This is a genomic window from Peribacillus simplex, assembly GCF_900156045.1.
Lineage (GTDB): Bacteria > Bacillota > Bacilli > Bacillales > DSM-1321 > Peribacillus > Peribacillus simplex_D.
The window spans coordinates 201,545-227,140 of record NZ_FTMX01000005.1 but is presented as its reverse complement, the minus strand read 5'-3'; the positions used below and the strand labels follow the sequence as shown (position 1 = coordinate 227,140).

The following is a 25,596-nucleotide window of genomic DNA, read 5'->3' as shown; positions in this document are numbered from 1 at the left end:
GCCTGTAGTGTAAATAAACGGTCATATTTTTACACCCACAAAAAAACTGCCATTAATTTTAATGGCAGTTTTTTATTTCTTGAGTTAACAATGCCCTAGGCCATGGGTTCTCTATTTTAACCGAATGGCTCTTGATATCGATTAAAGGAACTTGAAAGATTTCGTCGAATTGATTAATGATAACCTTTATTTAATAAACTTAAATGTTTTGTTTTTTGTTCATGTAATTAAAGTTACATCGGAAGGGGAAGTTATAGTTGCTGAATGAATTGAAAGTTACTCAAGTTACCATTCCAATGCCTTTTAGGTTGGATCATGTCCATTGTTTCCTAGCAGAAGGTAAAAAAGGGTGGACAATCATTGATACGGGATTAAATAACAAAACGACAAAGGATCTATGGAACCCAATTATCGAAAAACACGATATTACCGATATTATCATCACCCATTATCACCCAGACCATTTCGGATATGCCGGGGCATTACAACAATTAACCGGGGCGGATGTTTGGATGACACAAGTGGATGAACATGCGGGAACTACGTATTGGGAAACGGATTCGCTGAACCTGCTTAAAGAAAATTATAAGGCATGTGGTATGGAAAACGAGGTAGCCGTCGCCTTATCCAGTGACGAAAGTGGATTCATGCCCCAAGTAAAACCCTATCCTACCGTAAACCATCATCTTGAAGAAGGTATGAATCTGCATTTTGGCAAATATGAGTATGAAGTAATTTTCACGCCGGGGCACTCTGATGGCCTGATATCATTATACAATAAGGAAAAAAGTGTCCTTTTCTCTACAGATCATATATTGCCCAGGGTATCTCCAAATATTTCGTATTGGTTTAAAGGTTTCTGCAACCCATTGGAAGAGTTTTTTACTTCTTTGAAAAAAATACAAAAGCTGGACGTTGAATATGTCATCCCTTCACATGGGAAACCGTTTCAAAATGCCAATAAAAGAATTGTTGAATTGTTGGACCACCATCAGGACAGGCTGCATGTGATTCATGAAAACATGAAAGAGCCGATTTCTGTAAAAAGGGCTTGCCATATCTTATTTGGAAATCTGCCCATTCACGAAACCAGGTTTGCTGTTGGTGAAACATTGGCTCACCTTGAATACCTTCTTTTGAACGACCAATGCAGAAAGTTTAAACGTGATGGCAAATGGTATTATCAATCCATTGATATATTGAACATTGATTCTAGCTCATGTATATGAGCTTTTTTTACATTCAAAACGCAAGTCACACTGTCTTAAATATACTAGTTAATGAATAAGTTTAACGGCTTTGTTTACTTAAAAGGAAAAAATGTTATGATTATTTTTAGATTCTTATGAATATTGAATCGGCGGAGAACGTTTACTGAAGACAGGTTGGGAGTTTTGAGATGAAGAACACGTATATGAAAACAGCATCAGGAGTATATATTAATTATTTCCTGTTAGGTATGGTCAATATCATGCTCGCATCGAATATGTCGTATTTAACGGAGCAATGGGATACAGATAATGCCGGGGTAAGTTATATCATCGCAGCTATAGGGGTGGGGAAATTACTTACATATGCATTTACAGGATATTTATCAGATAAAATCGGGCGAAAACCATTAATTATTGCTTCATCATTGGGAATGGGTATTTTCTTGATCGGTATTCCATTATCACCAAATTATCATATGGCTTTTGTTTTTGCTATCCTTGCAGGTGTCGCTAATTCGTCAATGGATGCAGGATCTTATCCAGGTTTAACAGAGCTTTTCCCAAGAGCCGCCGGTTCTGCAAGTGTACTGGTGAAAGCATTCATGTCTGCTGGAGCATTTCTTCTTCCGTTCATGATATTGTTTTTCTCGAATCATGAGATGTTTTATGGATATGCCTTTTTTATTCCTGCTGCCATTTATCTATTGAATTTGATTTTTTTATTTACCGTTTCTTTTCCTGGTACGAATATGTATAAGGAAAAACATATGGACGATCGTACCGGTAGAATGAAATTCATTTCAGAACCGGTATTACGTAAAGAGGGACTTGCCCTCGTGATAATCGGTTTCACATCAACAGGATTATTCACCGTTTCACAGATATGGCTTCCGACTTATGGGCAGCAAGCTGTGGGTATGACGATGGCCAGTTCCATCAAATTACTGAGTTATTATAGTTTAGGGGCGCTTATTTCTGTATTGGTTTTATCCATTTTATTAAAAAAGATCGTCCGGCCAATAACGGTTATCATGGTTTATCCGATCATAACTTTAATTTCAATCCTTACGATCCTTTTGGTTAAGGTACCGATCATCGTTTCCATTACCGCATTTTTCATCGGACTTTCCACTGCGGGTATCTTTCAATTAGCCATTACGATAATGACGGAATTTTTCTGGAGAAAAAAAGGAACAGTGACAGGGATCGTAGCAACAGCTGCTGGATTGGCTTCTATAGTCATGCCGCTTGTAACGGGTTGGATGTCGAAAAGCGGGAATATATCAATCATCTTCATATTTGATGCATTCCTGTCTGTAACTGGATTTATAGCTGCAGTTTATGTTTATTATCGCTATGGAAAGCTGATGGGTAAAGGAAAAGAGCAGACAGGGGATATTCGTTTACATGCCTGATACATTTTGGAGCAGCCTAAAATGACTTCACTTATTGATAAAGTGAAAACCACCGCCCATAAACGAGGGCGGTGGTTTTTCATTGTCTGGCACCTATATGTCCCTTTACTTCTTTCATGATATCTTCAAGGGATATGACAATTCCTTTATCATCCTTATAGCTAATGTGCTTAGGTTGAAAATGGATAGGTGAATCCAAACCAGCAGCGGCTGAGATTCGGTATAATCCTTTTCTAAGGGTAACAAGAAAATTGACCACACGGAATTTCTTTTCATCGATGACAAGTGCCTTTTGCAGTTCCGGATCAGTGGTTGCTACCCCGACAGGACAAGCGTTGGATTGACATTTCATCGTCTGGATACATCCTATCGCAATCATGAAACCACGCGCTATGTTAACAAGGTCGGCCCCCATGGCTAGGGCAATGGCGATTCTATCAGGCGTGAACAATTTACCGGAGGCGATGATTTTAACCCGATCTCGGACGCCGTATTTTTCCAGTGTCGATACTAAGATCGGCAACGCGGATTTTAGCGGCAATCCTACGCTATCGATCAATTCCTGATAAGAAGCACCCGTGCCGCCTTCACCGCCATCCAATGAAATGAAATCCGGACCTTTCCCGGTTTCTTTCATATAGCTAGCAAGCTCTTCGACACTGTCATTGCCGCCGATCACCATTTTGATGCCGACCGGGATGCCTGTTTGTTCCCTGATTCTTTCAATAAAATCGCACATGGATTTTACGTCATTGAATTGATGAAACCGATTTGGACTATCGATCGCTTTGTACGGAACGACCTTACGGATTTCAGCAATTTCCGGATTCACTTTTTCAGCATCGATATGCCCTCCGCGAGTTTTGGCACCTTGAGCCAATTTGACTTCAAATGCTTTGATTTCTGGTATTTCACTTTTTCTTTTTAATTCATCCCAATCCATTTCGCCCTTGCTATCACGAACCCCAAACATGGCCGGCCCGATTTGCATGATTATATCGACACCGCCGGTTAAATGATAAGGAGAAAGTCCGCCTTCCCCTGTATTCATCCATGTGCCTTTTGCTGCAGCCAATCCCTCAGAAAGGGCAGTGATTGCGTTCTTCCCCAAAGAACCATAACTCATGGCTGACATGCCGATAAGACCTTTTACTCGAAAGGGATGCTTAGTGTTTGGGCCGATGATCACGGCATCTTCATCATCCAATAAGAATGCAGAGGACACTTCATCACCCCATTTTTCTTCTCGTTGTGAGAAAAGCGGGTCTTTCACTAGAATGTATCTTTTAGTCGTCACTTTTGTTTCTCGATCGTACTTTTCTTCTTCGGCCAATTTGGGGAACATGCTATTCTTAACAAAGAAGCCTTCTTCATCAAAATCCCGTTTTGAACCAAAACCTATTACATCCCGTAAATATTTTGAACTTTTCACCATATGTTCATAGTCATCCCGGGAAAAGGGTTTTCCTTCGTTATCACTGTTAAACCAATATTGCCTCATTTCAGGCCCGATTTTTTCCAGAAAGTAACGTATTCTCCCGAGCACGGGGTAATTTCTTAAAATTGCATGGTGCTTCTGCGTGCGGTCAAAGAAAACCATATAAAGTAATAGGAAAACCAAGACGATGATAACGATGAAAATAACGGTAAATCCAAGGATAATTAAAATATTTGCGATGCCACTCATTCAAAATCCCTCCTGATATGCAAAAAAAATCATGTATTGTTAATCTACTCGGTAATTCGATCAATTATACAGATTTCCAAAGCAAGGATTTAATAGGGATAGAATGAGTTAATTTAAATAGACCGTCTTGTTTTAAAAATATCTTCAATTTCTCCTTTTCGATTGTCTTACCCGACTGGCTAACTGCAAAGTTATGTCATCATGCAGCTCTTGTGGATTTTACCCGGTAATTACCTTGATTTTATTTAATCGGTATATAAGGGCATTACGATGGATATATATTCTTTTTGCATAAACCCTTTAAGTTACTAAGGAAAAATTGTTGCAGTGTCTTGATCAACTTTTCAGATAAGCAGCCTAGTATTCTTTCCTGAATTTGCCGTTTCGCCCGCTCATCTATCCTTTACAAGAGTGCTTTTGTTTCCACATCAGTATATTAAAGCTTGATTGGCTTCATCTAGTAAAAGTGCTGATTCAGCTTCCCGGAAAAAGTGGCATTTGTATGATACCTTTTCCACAATTGAGCCCAAACCGATTCGAATAACAAAGCTTTTTGCTTTTAATTGTTGGCTGTTTTCACATACTTTGTTGCGATTTAACAAGTAATGCGGTGTGGTTGATTTCCCCTCCAGATGCTCGCTTTCCGCGGGGCGGGCGGTGAGCCTTCTCGGCGTAAACGCCTGTGGGGTCTCACCTGTCCCGCTGCTCCCGCAGGAGTCTCGCACTTGCGCTCCAATCAACCTTAAATCGTTTCGTTTTAAAAACAACAATCTTTACGAAAATAGCCTAATTGTTTGATGACTGTATCCAGTCTTTGGTCGATATCATTTTCAGCAAGTGCAGTAGTGAGAATGAAACCCGATCAGGAACCCAACAAGGGTGTGTTGACCAGCTCACTTTTATTTAACGTATTTAATTTGATTTCCATCACCCCCATGCAAACAAGCGATGACTTATAATGAAATAGGGGATGGTCTATAGTTTAAGCCTTTTGCACTCTTTTACTTAAGGAGGTGGGAAAATAAACAGAATACTGACTTTAGATCATTTTTCTATATAATAGCCCCCAAAAAACAAACAGCACTCCATACTAATTTTCGTATAGAATGAACGGTGATTAAAATATTTCCGAAGATTATTAAAAATATTTTCAAAGGGGGCATGAGCATGAAAATTGTTATTGCGCCAGATTCCTATAAGGGAAGTCTGTCAGCATTAGAAGCTTCCAAAGCAATCGAGCGAGGGATCAGGAAGGCACTGCCGGATGCGAGGACAGAATTGGTTCCTGTAGCGGATGGCGGGGAAGGTACGATGGATAGCCTTGTGGCAGCTACGAATGGTCGAAAAGTTGAAGTGACTGTTAAAGGACCTTTACTTGAAGACGTTCAGGCAGCATATGGAATCTTGGGTGATCAGGAAACATGCGTGATTGAAATGGCCAGTGCATCCGGACTGTGCCTAGTCGATCCAGATAAGTTGAACCCATTGATCACTACTACATACGGAACAGGGGAGCTTATTCAAAAGGCATTGAATGATGGCTGTCGAAAGTTCATTTTAGCGGTGGGCGGAAGCGCTACCAATGATGCGGGTGTTGGGATGCTCCAGGCTTTGGGGATGCGGGTGTTTGATGAAGATGGTAAACCGCTGGGATTCGGGGGTGCCGAATTATCACGGATATCAGAAATTAATACCGAAGATCTTGATTCCAGAATTGCAGATTCCGAGTTTATGATTGCCTCGGATGTCCAGAATCCGTTAGTCGGTCCAAATGGGGCATCAAGTGTTTTCGGACCTCAAAAAGGTGCCACTCCTGCCATGGCTGAATTGCTTGATAAAGCATTATCATCATGGGCGGATTTAGTGGAAATGAAGACAGGCATACACTTGCATGATAAAGCGGGTGCGGGTGCTGCAGGTGGAATGGGAGGTGCATTTCAAGCCTTTTTCCCAGCAGAAACAAAAAGGGGGATCGATATTGTATTGGAGCATACGAAAATGGGTGAAAGATTGCCCGATGCTGATTGTGTCTTTACCGGTGAGGGCCAAATCGATTACCAGACAGCTTCGGGCAAAACACCAATGGGAGTTGCACAAGAAGCCAAAAAGCACGGTATTCCAGTATTTGTTTTAGCTGGATCGATCGGAACCGGTATTGAAGTTTTATATCAACATGGAGTAACTAGTGTTCATAGTTTAGTGAGCGCCCCTATGCCGTTAAAGGAAGCTATGGAAAGAGGAGCTGAATTGTTGGAAGCTTCAGCCGAACAAGTAATGCGGACTTTTTTGGGAGCGATTAAAAATAGAGGTAATTAATTGTTTTCTAAAGGCTCTTTTCGTAAAGATTGTTGTTTTTAAAACGAAACGATTTAAGGTTGATTGGAGCGCAAGTGCGAGACTCCTGCGGGAGCAGCGGGACAGGTGAGACCCCACAGGCGTTTACGGCGAGGAGGCTCACCGCCCGCCCCGCGGAAAGCGAGCATCTGGAGGGGAAATCAACCACACCGCTTTACTTGGTAAATAGCAATAAAGTATGCGAAAACAGCCTTTCTAAAAGAGCTTAAAGATTAAAGAAAGGGAACTAAATAGAAGAAGGACTTGAAACGATTGGATACTTTTTGAAGGGGTTCGAAATAAATGATTAGCCTAAGAGATTAGTCCTCAAGGTTTATGAGAATTCCTATTTAGTTAACGGTGGGCATTTTATAAAATTCTGTAATTTGGAGCTGTCTTTAAGGCAGCTTTTTCTTTATGCAACTATCGGGGCAGATTGGTTCAAAGAATTGAAAAGTGGTGAAGGTGAATGAGTATAGTAAATTAACTCGATTTACTTATCAAATGTTCCTTGAATTCCTATCTTTAACACCATTTATCAAAATTCATTGTAGTTGTTTTAAGACAGGTACTTATCCTAATTTATTTAATTACTGACGAACAAAACATACAATCCCCAATAGCATAGGTATACATAATGAAAATAAGGAACAAGTATATTAATTATTCAAATTGACAAGCTTGAAAGAAGACAGAAAGAAACAAGTGGGAATGTTGATGATAACATCTCAGCGTTTAAAGTCATTTGGGATAATCAATTATTCTGTCCATATCATTTTCTTGAAGTATCCATAAGAATAAATGGAGAGTTAAAGGAAGAATGAAAAGTAAAATAGTTCATAGAAGCTGAGAAAAATTCTAATGGGATAAATTTTGCATCGATGCTTAAACTAACTCAAAAAAGGAGTGAAACTCATGACCCAAACAAAGTTTGATTCGAAAGTTCTTTCAGTTATAGAAGATAAAATTCGGTTAATTAAAATAGATAAAAAGGCAATTTATTTAGTTGGTCCCATTCGACTACCAGTTAACTTATATGGGGAGACGGTAGTGTTTAAATGGTATTGTTGGCTAAATTGTGACGAAGTAACAGAAAACTATGAGAGAATTATTGAGAAATTATCTTCTGTTAATTTAGCTGAATTGCAGCAATCAAGTGTGTTAGTATATGGTGACTTTTCAAATGGTGATGATGCCATTATCAGAATGCATTCCATTTGTCATACAGGTGACATATTTGGCAGTAAGCGATGCGACTGCGGTTATCAATTGAAAAAATCCATGAAAATGATAGTGGAACATGGTGTGGGTGCGTTGTTTTATCTAGCCAATCATGAAGGAAGAGGAATTGGCCTCTTTAGTAAGGCACTGGCTTATATCCTTCAGGAAAATGGCTATGATACAGTTGATGCTAATAAAAAACTGGGTTTTGTTGATGATTCCAGAAACTATAATGACGCGATATTAGTATTGAAAACACTAAGATCCAAGCCGGTTACACTTATGACCAATAACCCCAAAAAGTTGGAAGCTTTGAAAAACGCCGGTTTGGAGGTTGCAGGTAGAAAGCCTTTATGGGGAGATATTTCGGAGTTTAATGAGAATTATCTCCAGACAAAGATAAAACGTTCAGGTCATTTAGAGGAAGAGAAGATTTGTCCAAATGACTAATCTCATCCTGCTTCTACACCTATAATTGTTCTGGGTTTATATCCTAAACAACTAAGAAAATTTGACCCAAGGGAAATTATCACACACAAAATGTCCCTTGAAGACGCAAGTCATGGTTATCAAATTTTTAATAATCGTGAGGATGATTGTATAAAAGTCGTTTTAAAACCATAATCCTTTGGGAGCATGGCATTACACAGAGTATGTCTCTGTTACGATAACGCTGTTATGGGAAATTTTTTTGATATCATGAAATCAGAACTGTCTTTAAGGCAGTTTAGTTGAATCAGAAATAGTTAAATAGAACAAATGCGATTCTTAGATGATGGATCGCTTTTTTTGCGTGCAGAAGAATATTATTGTACGTCATTTCACGAAATGGTTCACGTATAGTAATAGAACTCAGCTCAGATTATTCAGGAAGTAAAAATCATTCTGTGGATTCAAAAAAAAGTAGTGTACAAAAATTGAAAATTTTTATCTTGAATTATTATGTTTATGTTAATATAATTACATGGAATGTACGCGAATTGAATAAATGCATGCGAATTGAATACTTTTTTGAAAACATATTGTAGTAGGGGAGACATTATCATTGAAAAAATTAATGTTGATTACGACTGGTGGAACAGTAGCCTCACTTGAAGGAGAAAACGGACTGGCACCTGAACTGCACGCCGATGATTTATTAAGTTACATACCTGAATTAAATGTACGTTGCCGTATTGATACGAAGGAGTTAATGAACATTGATAGCACCAACATGCAACCAGAGTTTTGGATAGACTTGGCGAATGCTATTTACGAACATTACGATCAGTACGATGGCTTCATTATTACGCATGGTACCGATACAATGGCTTACACATCAGCTGCAATTTCTTATATGTTACAAGATGCATCAAAACCGATTGTAATTACAGGTTCGCAAATTCCTATTTCGTATAGTAAAACAGATGCAAAACGAAACATTTCAGATGCCATTCGTTTTGCTTGTGAAGAAATAGGTGGGGTATATATTGTATTTGACGGCAAAGTCATTCAAGGGACAAGAGCGATTAAGCTTAGAACGAAAAGCTATGATGCCTTTGAAAGTATTAATTATCCGTATGTTGCATCGATACATGATGACCATATTGAATATAATAAATCCATTCAATTCAAAAAAAGGAAACACATTCAATTAGATACATCACTTTGTACAGATGTGGCGGTTGTGAAATTACATCCTGGGATAAAACCAGAATTTTTTGACTGCCTAAAAGGTTTGTATAAAGGAGTGGTTGTGGAGAGCTATGGAAGTGGCGGTGTACCTTTTCAAGTGCGCAACATTTTAGCTAAATTAATTGAATTGACAGATCACGGTGTATCGGTTGTCATTACGACTCAATGTCTAGAAGAAGGAGAAGACATGGGTATATATGAAGTTGGTCGGAAAATTGACCATGATCGTGTAGTACGTTCTAAAAATATGAACACAGAAGCAATCGTGCCGAAATTGATGTGGGTGCTAGGAAAAACAACAGATCCTAAAAAGGTAAAAGAAATGATGGAAACAACGATTGCAGCAGATATTTCCTTATATTTTTGAAATAATGCTAATTAGTCTATTAACACAAATATTTGGGGGCTATAAACTCCTGATTTTGGACAAACTTCATCAGTTGATGAAGTTGATCTTTTTTTACAGAGAAAAAGCCATATGTATCTTCTAAGTTAGTAAATTTTAATAAGAGGTGTTTAAATGCAACAATTATTACATGATGTAGTTGGCGTAACGAATGATTTCCTTTGGTCAAAATTATTAATTATTATGCTTGTTTCTTGTGGGATTTATTTCACATATAAAATGAAATTTGTACAGGTTAGAATGTTAAAGGAAATGGTCCGTGTATTAATGGAAGGAAGAAAGGGTTCTAAAGACAGCGTTTCTCCCTTTCAAGCGTTCTGTATCGGTATGGCCGCTCGAGTTGGAACAGGCAATATCACAGGAATTGCGATTGCGATTGCATTAGGCGGTCCTGGAGCTATTTTCTGGATGTGGATTATTGCAATTATTAGCTCGGCAACCAGCTTTATTGAAAGTACGTTAGCACAAGTATATAAAGTAAAAGATAAAACTGGTTTCCGAGGTGGTCCATCCTATTATATGGAAAAAGGATTGAACAAACGTTGGATGGGAGTATTATTCTCCATTTTAATTACGCTTTCTTTCGGTCTTGTATTCAATTCTGTACAATCAAATACCGTTACAATTGCTTTTGAGAACTCATTTGGTGCAGATCGTTTAACTGTAGGGATTCTTATGACACTTGCTTTCGCTGCGATTATCTTTGGCGGTGTAAAGCGTATTGCAAAAATTTCTGAATATAAGGTTATGATTCTTGGTGTGTTATACCTTGGAATGGCATTATTTGTCGTAGCAATGAACATTACCAAAATGCCGGAAATTCTTTCTCTTATTATTAATAACGCGTTTGGCTTTGAACAACTTGCAGGCGGTTCAATCGGCGCTGCGTTCATGAATGGGGTTAAACGTGGTTTATTCTCGAATGAGGCTGGTATGGGGAGTGCGCCAAACGTTGCCGCAACTGCAAAAACAAGTCATCCGGTGAAACAAGGACTGATTCAGGCATTTGGCGTATTGACGGATACACTGATTATCTGTACAAGCACAGCATTTATTATTTTACTTTCGGATGCTTATAAACAACCAGGGCTAACTGGCATTGCACTTACACAAACTTCATTAAGTGAACACATCGGTTCCTGGGCATCAGGTTGTCTTGCGATCTTTGTTTTCCTATTTGCATTCGGTTCGCTAATTGGTAACTATTATTATGGGGAAACAAATATTCGATTTTTACACTCAAGTAAAGTATGGTTGATTCTTTATCGAATAGGCGCGTTCGCAATGATTGTATTCGGTTCGATTGCAAAGGTAGAGCTTGTATGGGATTTAGCAGATTTATTTATGGGCTTGATGGTTATCGTAAACTTAATTGCTGTTTTCTTATTATCAAAAGTAGCTTTTGCAGCATTAAGTGATTATATGAAACAGAAAAAAGCTGGTCAAGATCCTGTTTTTTATAAAGACAGCATTAAAGGGCTTGAAAATCTTGAATGTTGGGAACACTCTCAAGATACTGTCCCTTTTATTAAAAAAAAGACCATATAAACATATAAAAAAATTTTTAGACATATGAACGATCCACTGCATACGTTTCGTCTGACTTATTGTTTTAAAGTAAGTGTCAGTGCTTCAACTACATTTCATTGCTCATTATTGAACTTTTCTATGAAATCGAATAAAATAATCTACCACCACGGCTGCACTTTCTGAGCACATTGTTGAGCTATCTGTTATAGAGTTGGAAACTTCGGTGGAGACCCGGCTTTTAAATTTTCTAAGGTCAGTATACCTTACTTATCAAAGGAGTTTATTCATCATGCATGTGCTACAAAAAACACAAAAAATAGTTCGCTATCAGAATCAACAGGGCAAGATACATTACGGTATTGTTGAGGATGAGATGATATTACAACTGTCCAGCAGTTTTGCTGAACTTGTCAACAAGGAAATAAAGTATGACGGGGTAGAGCTGAAATATAGTGACGTGAAAATTCTGGAACCTGTAAAACCTTCGAAAGTTGTTAATTTCGGCTGGACATATGCAGGTCATGCAAAGGAAACAGGGGGAGAGGCGAACCTTGTAGAACCATTTCTTTTCTTAAAGCCATTATCTTCGCTTATTGCAGACAAGGAGAAAATTATCCTTCCTCCAAACGAGCTATCCAACCAAGTGGAACTTGAAGGGGAAGTAGCCTTGGTGATCGGAAAGCGCGGAAAAAACATCAAAGAAGAAGATGCGCTTGATTATGTGTTCGGTTGCACGATATTTAATGACGTCACAGCAAGAGATCTTACAAAAAAAGATCCACAGTTTACGCGGGGCAAAGGATTTGATACATTCGGACCTTTGGGACCTTGCATCGTTACCGGGGTAGATCCGACTAATTTGCGGATTGTGACCACTTTAAACGGCCGCGTTGTCCAAGACGGAAATACCAATGAAATGTCTCTGAGCATTCCGTTTCTAATCAGCTGGCTTTCACAGGTAATGACACTGGAGCCCGGTGACATTTTGGCCACGGGTTCACCATCTGGCAGCTGCCCGATCAAGTCGGGGGATGAGGTCGTAGTTGAAGTCGAGAACATCGGTCAATTATGTAATGAGGTTCAGTAAGTTTTTCAGAATTTGAAAGTGACGGATGCCCAGAAAACTCAAAAGATGGCAACCTTAATACAAGGAGTGGTCCAATTATCTGGACGATGATATTATGTGTCATTCTTGTGTGATATTAATAAAGCAAAACGGAGAGGCGTGAAACGCTTCTCTTTTTTATGCTTTAAATAAAATATATTTTCATTTTCATGGTGTTGTAAGAACTTAAATAGTGTATGATGCATAGTATAAGGTATGGTGTACGTCACATAGTATAGAGAAGAGGTGATTGGATGAGCAATTTACTGAATTCATTAACCACTGAGCTGCGCAGAGGCACTTTGACGTTAGCTGTTCTAAGTCAGCTCAAAACCCCTCAGTATGGGTACTCGCTTGTCCAGCGTTTAGAGAAGTCGGGAATTACCATTGATCAAAGTACTTTATATCCTTTGCTTCGCCGCCTGGAAAAACAAGAATTGGTCACCAGCAGCTGGGATACTTCTGAAAGTAGACCGCGCAAGTACTATGCTTTAAGCGATTATGGGGGAGAAATATTCACTCAGTTAAAGGAAGAATGGGAAAAAACTTCTCAAGAGCTTTATATATTATTAAAAGGAGAGGGAGAAGATGGAGCTGATTGAACTTTATATTCAGGAAGTGACCCGCAGGCTGCCAGAAAAAAGCCGGGAGGATATTGCGCTTGAACTTCAATCTACAATCGAAGATATGCTTCCGGTGGATCATACGGAGCAAGACGTGAAAGCCGTCCTTTTAAAATTAGGAGATCCGGTTACACTTGCAAGTCGTTATCGCGATCGGCCGATGCATCTGATTGGACCGCGTTATTTTGATGTTTATATCTGTCTGTTGAAAATGATTTTACCAATCGCTGCAGTCATTTCACTAATCGGATTAGTAGGGGATAATCCTTTTCGGGATATGGGTAATACGGTTGTTGACGCAATTTTGATAATAATCGGGAAAGGGATTTCGGGTATGATCAGTACAGGTATCCAAGTGTTTTTCTGGTTAACGATTTCATTTGCCATTTTAGAACGCGTGGATACTTCAAAAGACCAGTCGCCTTTAACAAAAGACTTGAAACCATGGACACCGGAAAACCTAAAAGATATTCCGAACATTTCAAAGAAAAAAGCGGTTCCTATGATCGAAATTTTTGCGAGTTTGTTAGGTCTTTCTGTCTTCGCGGCCCTTTATTTCAATGCAGCAAACCTCTTAGGAGTCTATGAAAAAAGAAATGGCAGTCTCATTTTCGTGACACCTTCTTTCAATCAAGAAGTATTGAATTCCTATTGGCTGCTGGTATCATGCGTCGTCATCATCGGGGTGCTCTTGGCGATTTATAAATTATTTTTAAGACGATGGACCCTGAAACTAGCCTTAATTCATGCCATATACCAGCTGTTATCCACTCTGACTTTCATCATCATCATCAGTAATCCTGATTTATTGAACCCTGAATTCATTGCCTACCAAAAAACACTATTTTCAATCGATGAATGGAAAACCTCGATTTACTGGGGGCTCATACTCATCTCCATCTTTTTTGCCGCCTACGATTCCTATCAAGGCTTCCGTAAGGCAAAAATCCGTTAAGGCACAGCATCTAGCTGTGTTTTTTTTGATTAAAAGTTCCCTGAAGTGAAAAGTGAGCTGTTACAAGTCTGTAAGATTATTTCTCGAATTTCAACGGAAAACAGAAAAACACCTCATATGAAATATAGTTTTTAACTAACTATACAGCACATGAGGCGTTACATTTAAACCATTTTATTATTGAACTGCATCGAACTGATTAACTTTCCAAGTGGATCCGGACTTATAAAAGGTAACTGTTCTTTTTACTGAGTCACCGTCGACAGTAGGTACAGTTAAATTGTAGGATCTAACGTTAGTTTTTTGATAGACCAGTTTAATTTTTGCTTTTCTCCACTCTAACATGCTGTCGCCGTCTCCGATTGGACGGGCTAATTTCCCTTTATGGGTAATGTAACTATATTTGTTCAGCCCTTTTTCAACAGCATTATTAGTAAATGTCTCTGCTAAGTAGGAAGTCAATTTATCTTTTGTATTAAACTCTTGGCAAAGGTATGAATACGCTGTCCCTTTATAATTGAAAGTTTTTTGTGAACATGAACGGGTTTTGTACCCATGTAAAGCATTCCAAAAATGTTTGCTGGCATTATCGGCTATCTTTAATGCATTTGCGTCAGACAAATTCTGTGATGTCGTTTTTGCGGTAACCTGACCGCTTAATGTGAAAAATAAAATGATAATGGATAATAGCATACTTGAAAATTTTTTCATATTTTATCTCCCCAATCCCTAATAGGATACTTATGTAACGAAAGTTTAATTAATATTACAATTGTTACATTTATATTACAACATGATTGGCGTAAGTAAAAGAGAAATTTTGATAATTTTTAAATAAAATTTTATATATACATAGTTTGTTCACTTTATTCTTTTTGAAAGGAGCGTTCATCCATTTGTAAGGACTTGGCTGTTACATACTTATTCCACCAACTGGTCTATTTAAAACCCAGCATTTAATACTTTTGCAATAAAGGGACAAGTTAATTCATTATATTTTTCATTAATATCAAGATATGTACAAAGAACCCGAATTTTCCGGGAAGAGCTTGAAAATAATAAAATATAAAGGTTTGACAAACTTTCTAATCCTACCGTATTATAAATTATATACTTTAATACATTCTCCAAAGGGGAGTAGCTTTTACAACAATGTCGTCATTACGGAGCTCTTTGCTCTCGGTGTTGTTGGCAGCATATTGTTGTTAGCCAGACCTTACCTATTGGTAAAGGTCTATTTATTTTTAGAAAACCTTTACCAAAATGGTAAAGGTTTTTTTGTAGTCCGGATCATGCAGCCCTTAAGGAAATGTATAAACATGTGGGTTTAATAGAAAAACAAATAAATATAAATGGAGTGTATTCTTTGATACTTAGAAAATCTTTGTTACTTTTAGGGATAGGTTCTGCACAAATAGATTTAATCCTTCCGAAAAATACGTATAAATCTGGTGAATGCATAAATGGATATTTCTTGATTAAGGGTGGTACCCTTGCGCAAAGAATAAGAAGGATTGAATGTGATTTGATCATGGATACTCATTCTACGGGAATGGAAGAAATCCTTAAAACGAGCACCATTTTGTCTTCAAGAGAGATTAATTCAGGGGAAAGCAATGAAATTCCTTTTAACTTTTGTCTGCCTATATTAAAGGAGCCTTATAAGCGGGGGGTTTCCTATCGCCTTAAAACGAGACTTATCCTTGATAAAGGGATAATAGGCAAGGATGATGACTGGATTTTAATCGATTCTGAATAAAGTGGAAATGGAGGTGGAAACATGAATGTCTTGAAATTTACAGAACAGGCTATGGATTATTTGGAAGAATTTTTAGTATTGAGGCTTTTTATATTAGCTTTACTGTTATTGGCCGTTTATTATATTTTGAATAAAATGGTTGAATGGTTCTTTAAGAGATCTGATTTTTTTGTGGAAGAAGTCGAAAGAACGATACAGGGGGTTACTCGTTCTGCTCTAAGGTACGGCCTTGCAGGACTTTTCCTCATTTATCTGATTGGCCAGTTTATAGACATAAAAGGAATCATGGCTGGAGCTGGGATTGTAGGGGTCGTGATCGGATTTGCGGCTCAGCAAATGCTTAAGGATATCTTATTGGGATTCGTAAGGCTTTCAGATAACGAATTCCGGGTAGGGAATTTTGTGACCTTTAATGGGACAAGTTCCGGGACGATTGAGGAAATCGGTATCCGGTTCATGCAGATCAGGGAATGGTCAGGAAAATTGCTGACCATCCCACACAGTGAAATCAGGACGATTCAAAATTTTAATAAAGGAAGAATGCGAATCATTGAACGCATCACAGTAAGTTATCAAGAAAATCCCGAAAGGGTAAAACGGCTGTTGGAGAATATATGTATTATCTGTAATGAGAAGTATGGTGAAAGCCTTCTAAGACTAGAAGATGATACACCTGAAGAGGATTTTAGGTACATTGGCATTACGGATTTAAATCCGAATCTTAAATATGTTGGATATGAACTATGTATAGTGGGACTTGTGAAACCTGATGATTACTTTGAAACATCGAGAAGCGTGAGGTTTGAAATGATGACTGCTTTACATGAGAATCAAATTCTAATGCCATCTTCCCATTTGTTTGTTCAGGGCAATCCTAATCAAGAACGTTTATTGGAGAACTGAAAAGAAGAAACACATTAGCTTGAGATAATCCAGGAAAAGGTCATGAAAAAATGATGGATAAGGTAACAAAGGGCAGAAGCTTTACTAGTGAAAGTCCTTTGAAGCTTAAGGATATTAAAGGACTTTCTTTTAAAGGAAGTCCTTTTTTTATACAAGAAAATAGAACAAACCCATCAAAAAAAAGTTTTATTAATTTGCCCTTGATTTATCAGATTAAATAAATTATTATGAAAATAACATAAAATGGAAGGGTGACCTTTAAACAATGATCATTTAATCCTATTTTTTAAGAAAAAATGCGTGCTTAAAACGAACTTTTTTTCTGGATAGGATTAGTCTGTACATTAAAATACAAACAAAGATCATTGTGTTCCTTAGATTAGGGATATTTTTCCTTGTTGAATTTGTATTGTACTGCCTCCTGTCCAGATATTTCACAGGAGGTTTTTATATTGGCGAATAACACATCTGAAACGTTAATTAATAAGGAACCTAACATTTTTACAAATCGAGTATTCCGGGCCATTATCTTATCAGGCTTGTTTTTGCAAATAGGGATATGGGTACGGAATTTTGCCGTTTTGTTATTCGTCATGGAAAAGACAAATGGAGATGCCTTTGCCATTTCCATGATATCAGTAGCGGAATTCGCACCCATTTTTATTTTTTCATTTATTGGAGGGACGTTTGCTGACCGCTGGAGTCCGAAAAAAACGATGGTTTGGTGTGATATATTAAGTGCACTATCCGTATTTGCTGTGCTCATCTCGCTTATCTTCGGCAGTTGGAAAATGGTATTCTTCGCAACTTTGATTTCGGCGATACTTTCTCAGTTTTCTCAGCCATCAGGCATGAAGCTTTTTAAGATGCATTTGCCAGAAAGCCAAATTCAGACAGGGATGTCTGTTTATCAGACCGTCTTTGCAGTATTTATGGTTTTAGGTCCGATTCTCGGTACATTCGCCTTCCAATCATTCGGGATAAACATATCGATTGCGATTACTGGCCTGGCGTTTTTACTTTCAGCTGGTGCACTCGCCTTTCTTCCAAAAGATCGTAAACTGAATGAAGAGACCGCAAAAACAACGATATGGCAGGAAATGAAAAGCGGAGTGAGGTATGTGTTGCGAAAAAAGGAACTAAGCTTACTTGGTTTATGTTTTCTGGCAGCCGGGCTCGGACTGGGTTTCATTCAGCCGCTCTCTATATTCCTTGTTACGGAACAACTGGAACTGCCTAAGGAAAATCTGCAATGGTTATTTATGGTGAATGGGTTTGGCATGATTTTAGGTGGTGCCGGTGTGATGATTTTTGCTAAAAAAGTGGCACCTCAAAGATTATTAGCTTTCGGAATGCTTGTGAATGCCATTGGATTAGCGGTAATGGGGCTTTCAACAAATCTTTGGATTACACTTACAGCCGAGTTCTTTAATGGGCTAATGCTGCCTTGTATTCAAATCGGGATCAATACATTGATATTACAGAGGACCGAAGGCGAGTTCATCGGAAGGGTCAATGGAATTTTAAGCCCGCTATTCACTGGATCGATGGTGTTGACCATGAGTGCAGCAGGTGTACTGAAAGAGCAATTTTCACTCGTCGCCATATTTGAAACAGCCGCTTTCTTTTTTATTCTAGGGATGTTTTTCATTTTGCCATTGTACAATCAAAAGGCCGAAACCAAACCCCTGGAAATTCAATCGTAATTATCTTGCAGTGTGCCAACACCTAAATACAGCTATATCCATAAGAAAAGCAGCCAATTTTGGCTGCTTTTCTTTCTTTTTTCCTTCTGACCTTTATTACAACTAACAAAATTTGGATTAACAATTATTTTTAGAGTACTGGTAAATACTAAAAATGGGCTTATTGTTACTTATGAATTTTATTTTCATAAGTCAGGTGAATAGCTTACATGAAAAAGGAGAAAAGTTAATGATCCTTAAAGATATATTGAAAGAAGCAATAAACGGGAATTTGCCGAAGGACGTTGAACATATATCCATCACAGGTGTAACCGATAATTCTAAAGAAATTAAAAAGGGATTCCTTTTTGTTGCCGTAACCGGTTATACGTCCGATGGCCATAATTACATTAAAGATGCAATTCGTTTAGGGGCATCGGCTGTGATTGGCAATCGCGATATTAAGGGATTGGATGTTCCCTATTTACGAGTGGAGAACAGTCGAAAAGCATTAGGGCTAATCGCCAAAAGGTTTTATGGAGATCCCAGCAATCAAAAAATAATGATAGGAATTACGGGCACAAATGGAAAAACCACAACGAGCTATATGCTTCAGCAAATATTAGAAGAGAATGGGGTTACCTGTTCCGTCATTGGTACGATACAGCATATTATCAACGGAATCAAAGTCGATTCCCATAATACGACTCCAGGTACCATGGAACTGAATTCCTTGCTGGCAGCCAGTCAGGACATGGTTGTCATAATGGAAGTGTCTTCTCATGGATTAGCCCAATACCGATTAGAAGGAATTGAATTTGATTTCTGTGTCTTCACGAATTTGTATCATGACCATCTCGACTTCCACGGTACCATGGAGGATTATTTCCTTGCAAAATTACTGCTTTTTGAAAAATTGAAACCAAATGGTCTTGCGATTATCAATGGGGATGATTTCTGGGGAGAAAGACTACAAGAATACTTACGTGAGAAGAGTGTCAGTGCCTTTGTATTTGGAAAATCCAATCGCTGCGATTTAACCATCACCAATTATAATGCTGCCATAAACCCCTTTATTTTATTGAATGAGAATCATGATTTTGTGAAAATTGAGTTACCTTTACCTGGACTTCATAATTTATATAACGCAACAGCTGCGTATTCCGTAGCGAAGATGTTTCCAATTTCAAAAGAGGAAATCCTCACTTCACTGAAACGATTTTCCGGTGTGCCAGGAAGATTTGAAATGTATAAGAAAGAATTTGGACCGACAATAGTCATCGATTATGCACACACTGCAGATGCCATTCAACATATGCTTCAAACTGCCAAAGAATGCGGGGCCAAAAAAATTTATCATATCTTTGGTTTCCGAGGTGGACGAGATACAACCAAAAGGGCTGAAATGGTTAAAGTATCATCGGAACATAGTGATGTTTCGATTTTGACGATGGATGATCTGAATTCGGAGGGATTAGAGGAGATGGAATCGGCCCTAAATAAACTCCAAAACGATTACTTTGCTGGAAATGGGAAGGTTATTCCAGATCGGACACTTGCTATACAGGAGGCGTTACAAGCAGGAAAGGAAGGGGATTGGATTATCATTACAGGAAAAGGAATTGAGAGGTATGAGAAAAATTTCGGACTGCCTACCATTTCTGACAAAGAAACGGTACTATATCTGCAAAATAAAGACCAAGGGGATTTTATCGGTTATTTTGATCAATAGCTTTGGCTCTTTTCGTAAAGATTGTTTTTAGTACTAAACGATTTAAGGTTGATTGGAGCGCAAGTGCGAGACTCCCGCGGAAAGCGAGCATCTGGAGGGGAAATCAACCACACCGCTTTACTTGGTAAATAGCAACAAAGTAGGCGAAAACAGCCATAGCTTTAGTCTAACGAATGCCTTTTAGGAGTCTTTTCCTTCTACAGCCATAGGCTATTCATATGGTGATTATTAACATTGTAACTTATGAGGAATTCAGGTATTATATCAATACAAGCTGCACTGTTCGTAATGATAATAAAGTTTTAACCTTTAAGCTGTAATAGGGAGTTTTATATTGAAACAGGAATGTTATGCCTCGTCACTGACTTGGACAACAGGATTTTTTCTGCAAACACCCACTTTGAGGAGTGGTGGTTTAAAACTTTCTTACTGAATACGGCAATGGCGGCTTATATCTTTAAATGTTCAAGCCGGTCTCTTTCTGAGGCCGGTTTTTTGCTGTTTTTCAAAATGTATGTACCTTATTGCAGTCTGGAAATTTCCTAACCATATTGTTCTGTCAGCTTAACAGGATCCAGTGTTGAAACCATTTGATAATTACATGTTTTGGAGACATTCACTCTTTTTTTGTATACCGGTTGGCATAACTTGAAGCGACGAAAGCATTGGGTTTGATTTTTGGTTCCACGCCCATGGATTCCATCCTGGCCACCATTTCTTTGACAAACTCACTGGTTTTGTTCCGTTTTCCAATCCCGATATCAATGTGCCCTTCCATTGTGAACGTTGCCCCTTGATATACAGCAGGCAGGACAATATCGATTAACTGATTTTTTCTTTCTTCCGTAAACATGGATACGATTTCCTCTGTTAACGACAACTCTTGGGAAATGCGCTCATGTAAATGCAGCATCCTTCTAGGGATCATCACTTTTCTTATACAACCCCATACACCATTTCCGACCTGCCGTATCACGATGCCTGTAATGAAAACGGTATGCTTTTTATGTACTTGCGAATCTGTCCCGACCATTAATTGATAGTTACCGGAAGGATTTAATTCCATGAACTCAACAATATGAACAAATACCTCTTCAAATGACATGTCTTTTTTCTGAAGATTTTGAAATGGGATGTTCTGAAATGGATATTGCTTCATATTATTGCACCCAACCTTTCCCCGGATATAATCAGATTATTAAATATCTCTTGCCGCTCATAACACATCATATGAAGGGGGTCCTTGTTTTGTGCCGTGGGAAGAACCCGCTAAAGAAGGTGCAGTCATCATTAATAAAAGAATTATTTTCGGTGCCCTATTGATTCCTAGTATACATGTTATATAAGCCATAAATTTAAAAATGTGGAGTTTGTAGCGAAGAGAAGCTATTTCATCAGGTTTCTCTTTTTTTTGTATGGAGAATATTACGAAAAAGCTTATTTGCTTTGGCATATCCCCTTCCATAACTGAAAAGTTAAACCTTACATCACCTAAGTAAACCACAATATCATTCAATTAATATAAGAAAAAGGAAATGAAATTATTAAATTTAGACCAATAACTCCTTTAAAGTATTCAAATTTAATAACCTTTTAAAAAAAGTGTGTGATGTTTTCTTACATAAACAAAGAAATCTTCCTTTTATAAGAGTAAAATAAACGAATATTCAATTAATAAAGTATTGGAGAGATGAAAAATGAAAATATCTGAATTGAAAAAAAGCGGTCATGCTCCGTCATTATTAGCCTCATTCCTTTATTTTGATATCAGTTTTATGATTTGGGTACTATTAGGTGCACTCGGTGTCTATATTACAAAGGATTTCGGACTTTCCCCGGCCGAAAAAGGCTTGATTGTAGCTATTCCGATTTTGGGAGGCTCGTTTTTTCGAATCGTCCTTGGTTATTTGACTGATCGCATCGGTCCGCGGAAAACAGCAATCGGCGGAATGCTTGTTACGATGATTCCGCTTTTTTGGGGATGGTTATTCGGAGGAAGTTTAGCCGAGCTCTATTTAATTGGGATTTTACTCGGAGTGGCTGGCGCAAGTTTTGCTGCAGCACTTCCTATGGCTAGTCGCTGGTATCCCCCGCATTTGCAGGGTCTTGCGATGGGCATTGCTGGAGCAGGTAACAGCGGAACTCTTTTTGCTACATTGTTTGGACCGCGTATTGCAGAATCACTGGGCTGGCATAATGTTATGGGATTAGCTTTGATTCCTTTAACCATCGTGTTCGTCATTTATATTTTAATCGCAAAAGACGCACCATCTCAACCGCCTGCAAAACCGCTCAAGGAATATTTCAACGTATTTAAAATAACGGACACTTGGTATTTCTGTATTCTTTACAGTGTGACATTTGGGGGCTTTGTCGGATTTACTAGCTTTTTAAGCATCTTTTTTGTTGATGAGTATGGGTTAACACGGATTAGGGCAGGGGAATTTGTTACATTATGTGTCATCGCCGGAAGTTTCTTTCGTCCTGTCGGAGGATTTATTGCCGATAAAATAGGTGGAGTTAAACTGCTTATGTTTTTATTCGTCGGACTCACAATATGTATGTTTGGGATTAGTTTTCTTTATTCTCTAACTGTGGTTACGATCCTGCTGTTCATCGGGATGCTATTTCTCGGTATGGGCAATGGAGCTGTCTTTCAATTAGTTCCACAGCGATTTTCTAAAGAAATTGGTTTTATCACAGGAATTGTAGGAGCTGCCGGAGGTGTTGGCGGATTCCTGGTTCCAAACATACTAGGTACGTTAAAACAGATTACTGGGACATATGCTACGGGATTTTTAGTATTTTCCGCAGTAGGAATCGTGGCGTTGCTTATCCTGGGCCTTGCTCAGCTTTCGTGGAAAAAAACGTGGGTACTCGGAAAAAATTCAGTTAAGATCTAGATCTTTGTTTACTGGTTATATTTGCTTGTTACAGTACTTGTTTGGGGGGAGAAAATGTATAAACAAAAACTGGTTTTAATAGGGAACGGAATGGCGGGTTTACGCTGTGTTGAGTCAATAATTAGTATGGATCCGACTGCATTTGAGATTACTATTTTCGGTAGTGAACCACACGTTAACTATAACAGAATCTTATTGTCGACTGTGCTTCAAGGCAACACTTCGTTTGAGGATATTGCGATAAATGACAGGGACTGGTATACAAAGAATAATATCCAATTGTTCACAGGGGAAACGGTTGTAAAAATCGATAAAGAGACTCAGAAGATAATAACAGACAAAGAACGGGAAGTTCACTACGATAAACTGATAATTGCCACAGGTTCCAGCCCATTTATTCTCCCTGTTACCGGTGTTGATAAAGAAGGAGTCATTGCATTTCGGACGATTGAAGATTGCCAAAAGATGATTGATACTTCGCGCAAGTATAAAAAAGCAGTCGTCATCGGAGGCGGTTTATTAGGTTTAGAAGCAGCGAGAGGGCTTTTAAACCTTGGCATGGAAGTGAATGTCGTTCATATTGCTGACCATTTAATGGAAAGGCAGCTTGATTCAACGGCATCACTTTTGCTGCAAAAAGAGTTGGAAAACCAGGGTATGAACTTTCTTTTAAAAAAGGAAACTCAGGAGATAATCGGTAACGATCGTGTAGAGCGCGTCCGTTTTAAAGATGGAACGGAGCTGGAAGCAGATTTAGTCGTTATGGCTGCCGGAGTCAGACCGAATATTCAGTTGGCCAAAGAAAGCGGAATTGATACAAATCGTGCCATTATTGTAAACGACTATTTAGAAACCAGCATCCCAAATATTTTTGCGGTAGGTGAATGTGTTGAGCATCACGGAATTGTTTATGGACTGGTAAAACCCCTATATGAACAGGGTGAAGTGCTGGCAAAGCATATTTGTGAGATGAAATGCAACGGATACCAAGGTTCGGTCCTTTCGACCCAGTTAAAAATATCAGGAGTTGAGTTATTTTCTGTTGGAGATTTCCTTGGTGATGAAACAACGAAATCAATCACAACTTTTGATGAATTAGATGGTGTTTATAAAAAGGTGGTTTTTCAAGGAAGAAAAATCATAGGTGCTGTTCTGTATGGAGATACAAAGGTCAGTTCCCGATTACTTGATATGATTTTAAAGCGGCAAGTTGTATCGTCAGAGGAAAAGCATGTACTGTTCCAATCACCAAGTACGGCTGAGGGATTAATCGCTTCTATGGCAAATCATGAAATCATTTGTAATTGTAATGCTGTTTCAAAGGGGGCAATCATTGGAGCGGTTCGAAATAAGGGATTAACAACCGTGGAACAAGTTAAACAATGCACAAAGGCTTCAGGCTCTTGCGGTGGATGTAAGCCTGCAGTGACCGAGCTTTTAGCATATATTCTAGGTAATCTTTCCGATCAGGCTAATGAACAAACTGTATTGTGTTCATGTACAACATTAACGGAAGATGAAGTCGTGTATAAAATGCAGCTCCAAGATTTAACATCCGTCCAAGAAGTGATGGATGTTCTTGGATGGGAAAATACAGGAGGTTGTTCAACGTGCCGGCCAGCCCTGAGCTATTATTTAGGGATGATTCATCCGGAGTACGAGATCAGACAGCAAACTCTTTTCATAAACGAACAAAAGAATGCAACAGTTCAAAGTGATGACCGATACTCCGTTATCCCGCAAATGTACGGCGGGATGACGAATGCGAAAGACTTGCGGAAAATTGCAAATGTTGCAGATAAATATGATATATCCCAGGTGGCGGTAACAAGTGAACAAAGGATTCATTTAATGGGTGTGAAAAAAGAAGATCTCCCAGGTGTGTGGGCTGATTTAGACATGCCGTTAAGTTCGAAATATGGTAACACCGTTCAAAACGTCAAAACATGTATCGGTGAACATGTTTGTTCTTGTGATAAAAAGCAATCCCTTTTACTTGCTGTTGACTTGGAAAAAAGATTGGAGCATGTATCAACACCTTACCGTCTAAAGATGGGCATATCTGCTTGTATGCATAACGGTGCAGGATCAACAACGAAAGATATAGGTGTTATGGGCATTGACAGGGGCTGGGAAATATATGTGGGCGGAAGCAGCGGGCGTAATGTACGTGCCGGTGAACTGTTATGTGTAGCTGGGACAAATGAAGAAGCGATTGAAATCATCATCAGCTTTATTCAATATTATCGGGAAACAGCCAATTACTTAGAACGGACTTGGGAATGGATTGAACGAGTGGGTTTAATTCATGTTAGAGAAGTTTTGTTCGATAATGATCTTAGTCAGCAACTATCTCAACGATTGGAAATGGCGTACGTCAGATAATGGAAGGAATGGAAAGTATATTTTGATGCACGTCTTAAACTATCGGGTAAATGTTATCTATAGAAATC

General features: G+C 38.5%; 19 protein-coding genes, 1 other RNA gene and 2 pseudogenes. 18 read left to right on the top strand and 4 right to left on the bottom strand.

Features of this window, described 5'->3' with window-relative positions; translation table 11 throughout:
• The first annotated feature begins 257 nt into the window (after positions 1 to 257).
• Both BW986_RS18085 and BW986_RS18080 read left to right on the top strand, forming a co-directional pair.
• On the top strand, positions 258 to 1,229 hold the full coding sequence (locus BW986_RS18085; RefSeq protein ID WP_076369353.1) for an MBL fold metallo-hydrolase: 972 nt from the start codon (positions 258 to 260) through the stop codon (positions 1,227 to 1,229).
• Positions 1,230 to 1,399: 170 nt separating this feature from the next.
• The gene (locus BW986_RS18080) at positions 1,400 to 2,626 is read left to right on the top strand and encodes an MFS transporter (protein ID WP_076369351.1); all 1,227 of its coding nucleotides are present in this window, start codon (positions 1,400 to 1,402) and stop codon (positions 2,624 to 2,626) included.
• Between the two features lie 79 nt (positions 2,627 to 2,705).
• Here BW986_RS18080 and BW986_RS18075 read toward each other — a convergent pair whose 3' ends face one another.
• Positions 2,706 to 4,313: an FMN-binding glutamate synthase family protein gene (locus BW986_RS18075; RefSeq protein ID WP_076369349.1), complete on the bottom strand. Its 1,608-nt coding sequence runs from the start codon at positions 4,311 to 4,313 to the stop codon at positions 2,706 to 2,708.
• A 219-nt stretch (positions 4,314 to 4,532) separates the two neighbouring features.
• Positions 4,533 to 4,598: pseudogene (locus BW986_RS31255) on the bottom strand (hypothetical protein); the annotation flags it as partial.
• Positions 4,599 to 5,480: 882 nt separating this feature from the next.
• Here BW986_RS31255 and BW986_RS18065 point away from each other — a divergent pair.
• From BW986_RS18065 to BW986_RS18030, 8 genes and pseudogenes are all read left to right on the top strand, one after another.
• A complete protein-coding gene (locus tag BW986_RS18065; protein ID WP_076369347.1) occupies positions 5,481 to 6,629 on the top strand; it encodes a glycerate kinase in 1,149 nt (382 codons plus the stop codon).
• Positions 6,630 to 7,562: 933 nt separating this feature from the next.
• Positions 7,563 to 8,318, top strand: a complete 756-nt coding sequence (locus tag BW986_RS18055) for a GTP cyclohydrolase II (protein ID WP_076369343.1) — start codon at positions 7,563 to 7,565, stop codon at positions 8,316 to 8,318.
• A gap of 54 nt (positions 8,319 to 8,372) precedes the next feature.
• Positions 8,373 to 8,492: pseudogene (locus BW986_RS29700) on the top strand (glutathione-dependent formaldehyde dehydrogenase); the annotation flags it as partial.
• 421 nt (positions 8,493 to 8,913) lie between these two features.
• Complete coding sequence (locus BW986_RS18050; RefSeq protein WP_076369341.1) at positions 8,914 to 9,909, top strand: asparaginase; 996 nt, start codon at positions 8,914 to 8,916, stop codon at positions 9,907 to 9,909.
• 153 nt (positions 9,910 to 10,062) lie between these two features.
• A complete protein-coding gene (locus BW986_RS18045) occupies positions 10,063 to 11,496 on the top strand; it encodes an alanine/glycine:cation symporter family protein (RefSeq protein ID WP_076369339.1) in 1,434 nt (477 codons plus the stop codon).
• 271 nt (positions 11,497 to 11,767) lie between these two features.
• The gene (locus BW986_RS18040; RefSeq protein ID WP_076369337.1) at positions 11,768 to 12,565 is read left to right on the top strand and encodes a fumarylacetoacetate hydrolase family protein; all 798 of its coding nucleotides are present in this window, start codon (positions 11,768 to 11,770) and stop codon (positions 12,563 to 12,565) included.
• A 272-nt stretch (positions 12,566 to 12,837) separates the two neighbouring features.
• A complete protein-coding gene (locus BW986_RS18035; protein ID WP_076369335.1) occupies positions 12,838 to 13,185 on the top strand; it encodes a PadR family transcriptional regulator in 348 nt (115 codons plus the stop codon).
• Positions 13,172 to 14,161 carry an HAAS signaling domain-containing protein gene (locus tag BW986_RS18030; protein WP_076369333.1) on the top strand — a complete coding sequence of 330 codons (990 nt, stop codon included), beginning with the start codon at positions 13,172 to 13,174 and terminating at the stop codon, positions 14,159 to 14,161. Before BW986_RS18035 ends, BW986_RS18030 begins: the two co-directional genes overlap by 14 nt.
• A gap of 177 nt (positions 14,162 to 14,338) precedes the next feature.
• On the opposite strand, the gene BW986_RS18025 is transcribed toward BW986_RS18030, so the two are convergent.
• Positions 14,339 to 14,872, bottom strand: coding sequence for a DL-endopeptidase inhibitor IseA (locus BW986_RS18025; protein ID WP_076369331.1), 534 nt, complete (start codon positions 14,870 to 14,872; stop codon positions 14,339 to 14,341).
• A gap of 655 nt (positions 14,873 to 15,527) precedes the next feature.
• Between BW986_RS18025 and BW986_RS18020 the strand changes: the two genes are divergently transcribed.
• From BW986_RS18020 to ssrS, 6 genes are all read left to right on the top strand, one after another.
• The gene (locus BW986_RS18020) at positions 15,528 to 15,920 is read left to right on the top strand and encodes a sporulation protein (RefSeq protein WP_076369329.1); all 393 of its coding nucleotides are present in this window, start codon (positions 15,528 to 15,530) and stop codon (positions 15,918 to 15,920) included.
• A gap of 21 nt (positions 15,921 to 15,941) precedes the next feature.
• A complete protein-coding gene (locus BW986_RS18015; protein WP_076369327.1) occupies positions 15,942 to 16,823 on the top strand; it encodes a mechanosensitive ion channel family protein in 882 nt (293 codons plus the stop codon).
• Between the two features lie 50 nt (positions 16,824 to 16,873).
• Positions 16,874 to 17,044 carry a hypothetical protein gene (locus BW986_RS30295; protein ID WP_179086109.1) on the top strand — a complete coding sequence of 57 codons (171 nt, stop codon included), beginning with the start codon at positions 16,874 to 16,876 and terminating at the stop codon, positions 17,042 to 17,044.
• A gap of 258 nt (positions 17,045 to 17,302) precedes the next feature.
• Positions 17,303 to 18,529: an MFS transporter gene (locus BW986_RS18010; protein ID WP_260320905.1), complete on the top strand. Its 1,227-nt coding sequence runs from the start codon at positions 17,303 to 17,305 to the stop codon at positions 18,527 to 18,529.
• Between the two features lie 229 nt (positions 18,530 to 18,758).
• Positions 18,759 to 20,240 carry a UDP-N-acetylmuramoyl-L-alanyl-D-glutamate--2,6-diaminopimelate ligase gene (locus tag BW986_RS18005; RefSeq protein WP_076369323.1) on the top strand — a complete coding sequence of 494 codons (1,482 nt, stop codon included), beginning with the start codon at positions 18,759 to 18,761 and terminating at the stop codon, positions 20,238 to 20,240.
• 268 nt (positions 20,241 to 20,508) lie between these two features.
• A non-coding RNA gene (gene ssrS / locus BW986_RS18000) (6S RNA) lies at positions 20,509 to 20,695 on the top strand.
• 161 nt (positions 20,696 to 20,856) lie between these two features.
• On the opposite strand, the gene BW986_RS17995 is transcribed toward ssrS, so the two are convergent.
• Positions 20,857 to 21,399 (bottom strand): ribonuclease H-like YkuK family protein, encoded by a 543-nt coding sequence (locus tag BW986_RS17995; protein WP_076369321.1) that lies wholly within the window; start codon positions 21,397 to 21,399, stop codon positions 20,857 to 20,859.
• Positions 21,400 to 21,937: 538 nt separating this feature from the next.
• Here BW986_RS17995 and BW986_RS17985 point away from each other — a divergent pair.
• Positions 21,938 to 23,143 (top strand): nitrate/nitrite transporter, encoded by a 1,206-nt coding sequence (locus BW986_RS17985; protein ID WP_076369317.1) that lies wholly within the window; start codon positions 21,938 to 21,940, stop codon positions 23,141 to 23,143.
• Between the two features lie 54 nt (positions 23,144 to 23,197).
• Positions 23,198 to 25,528 carry a nitrite reductase large subunit NirB gene (nirB, locus tag BW986_RS17980; RefSeq protein WP_076369315.1) on the top strand — a complete coding sequence of 777 codons (2,331 nt, stop codon included), beginning with the start codon at positions 23,198 to 23,200 and terminating at the stop codon, positions 25,526 to 25,528.
• Positions 25,529 to 25,596 lie beyond the last annotated feature (68 nt).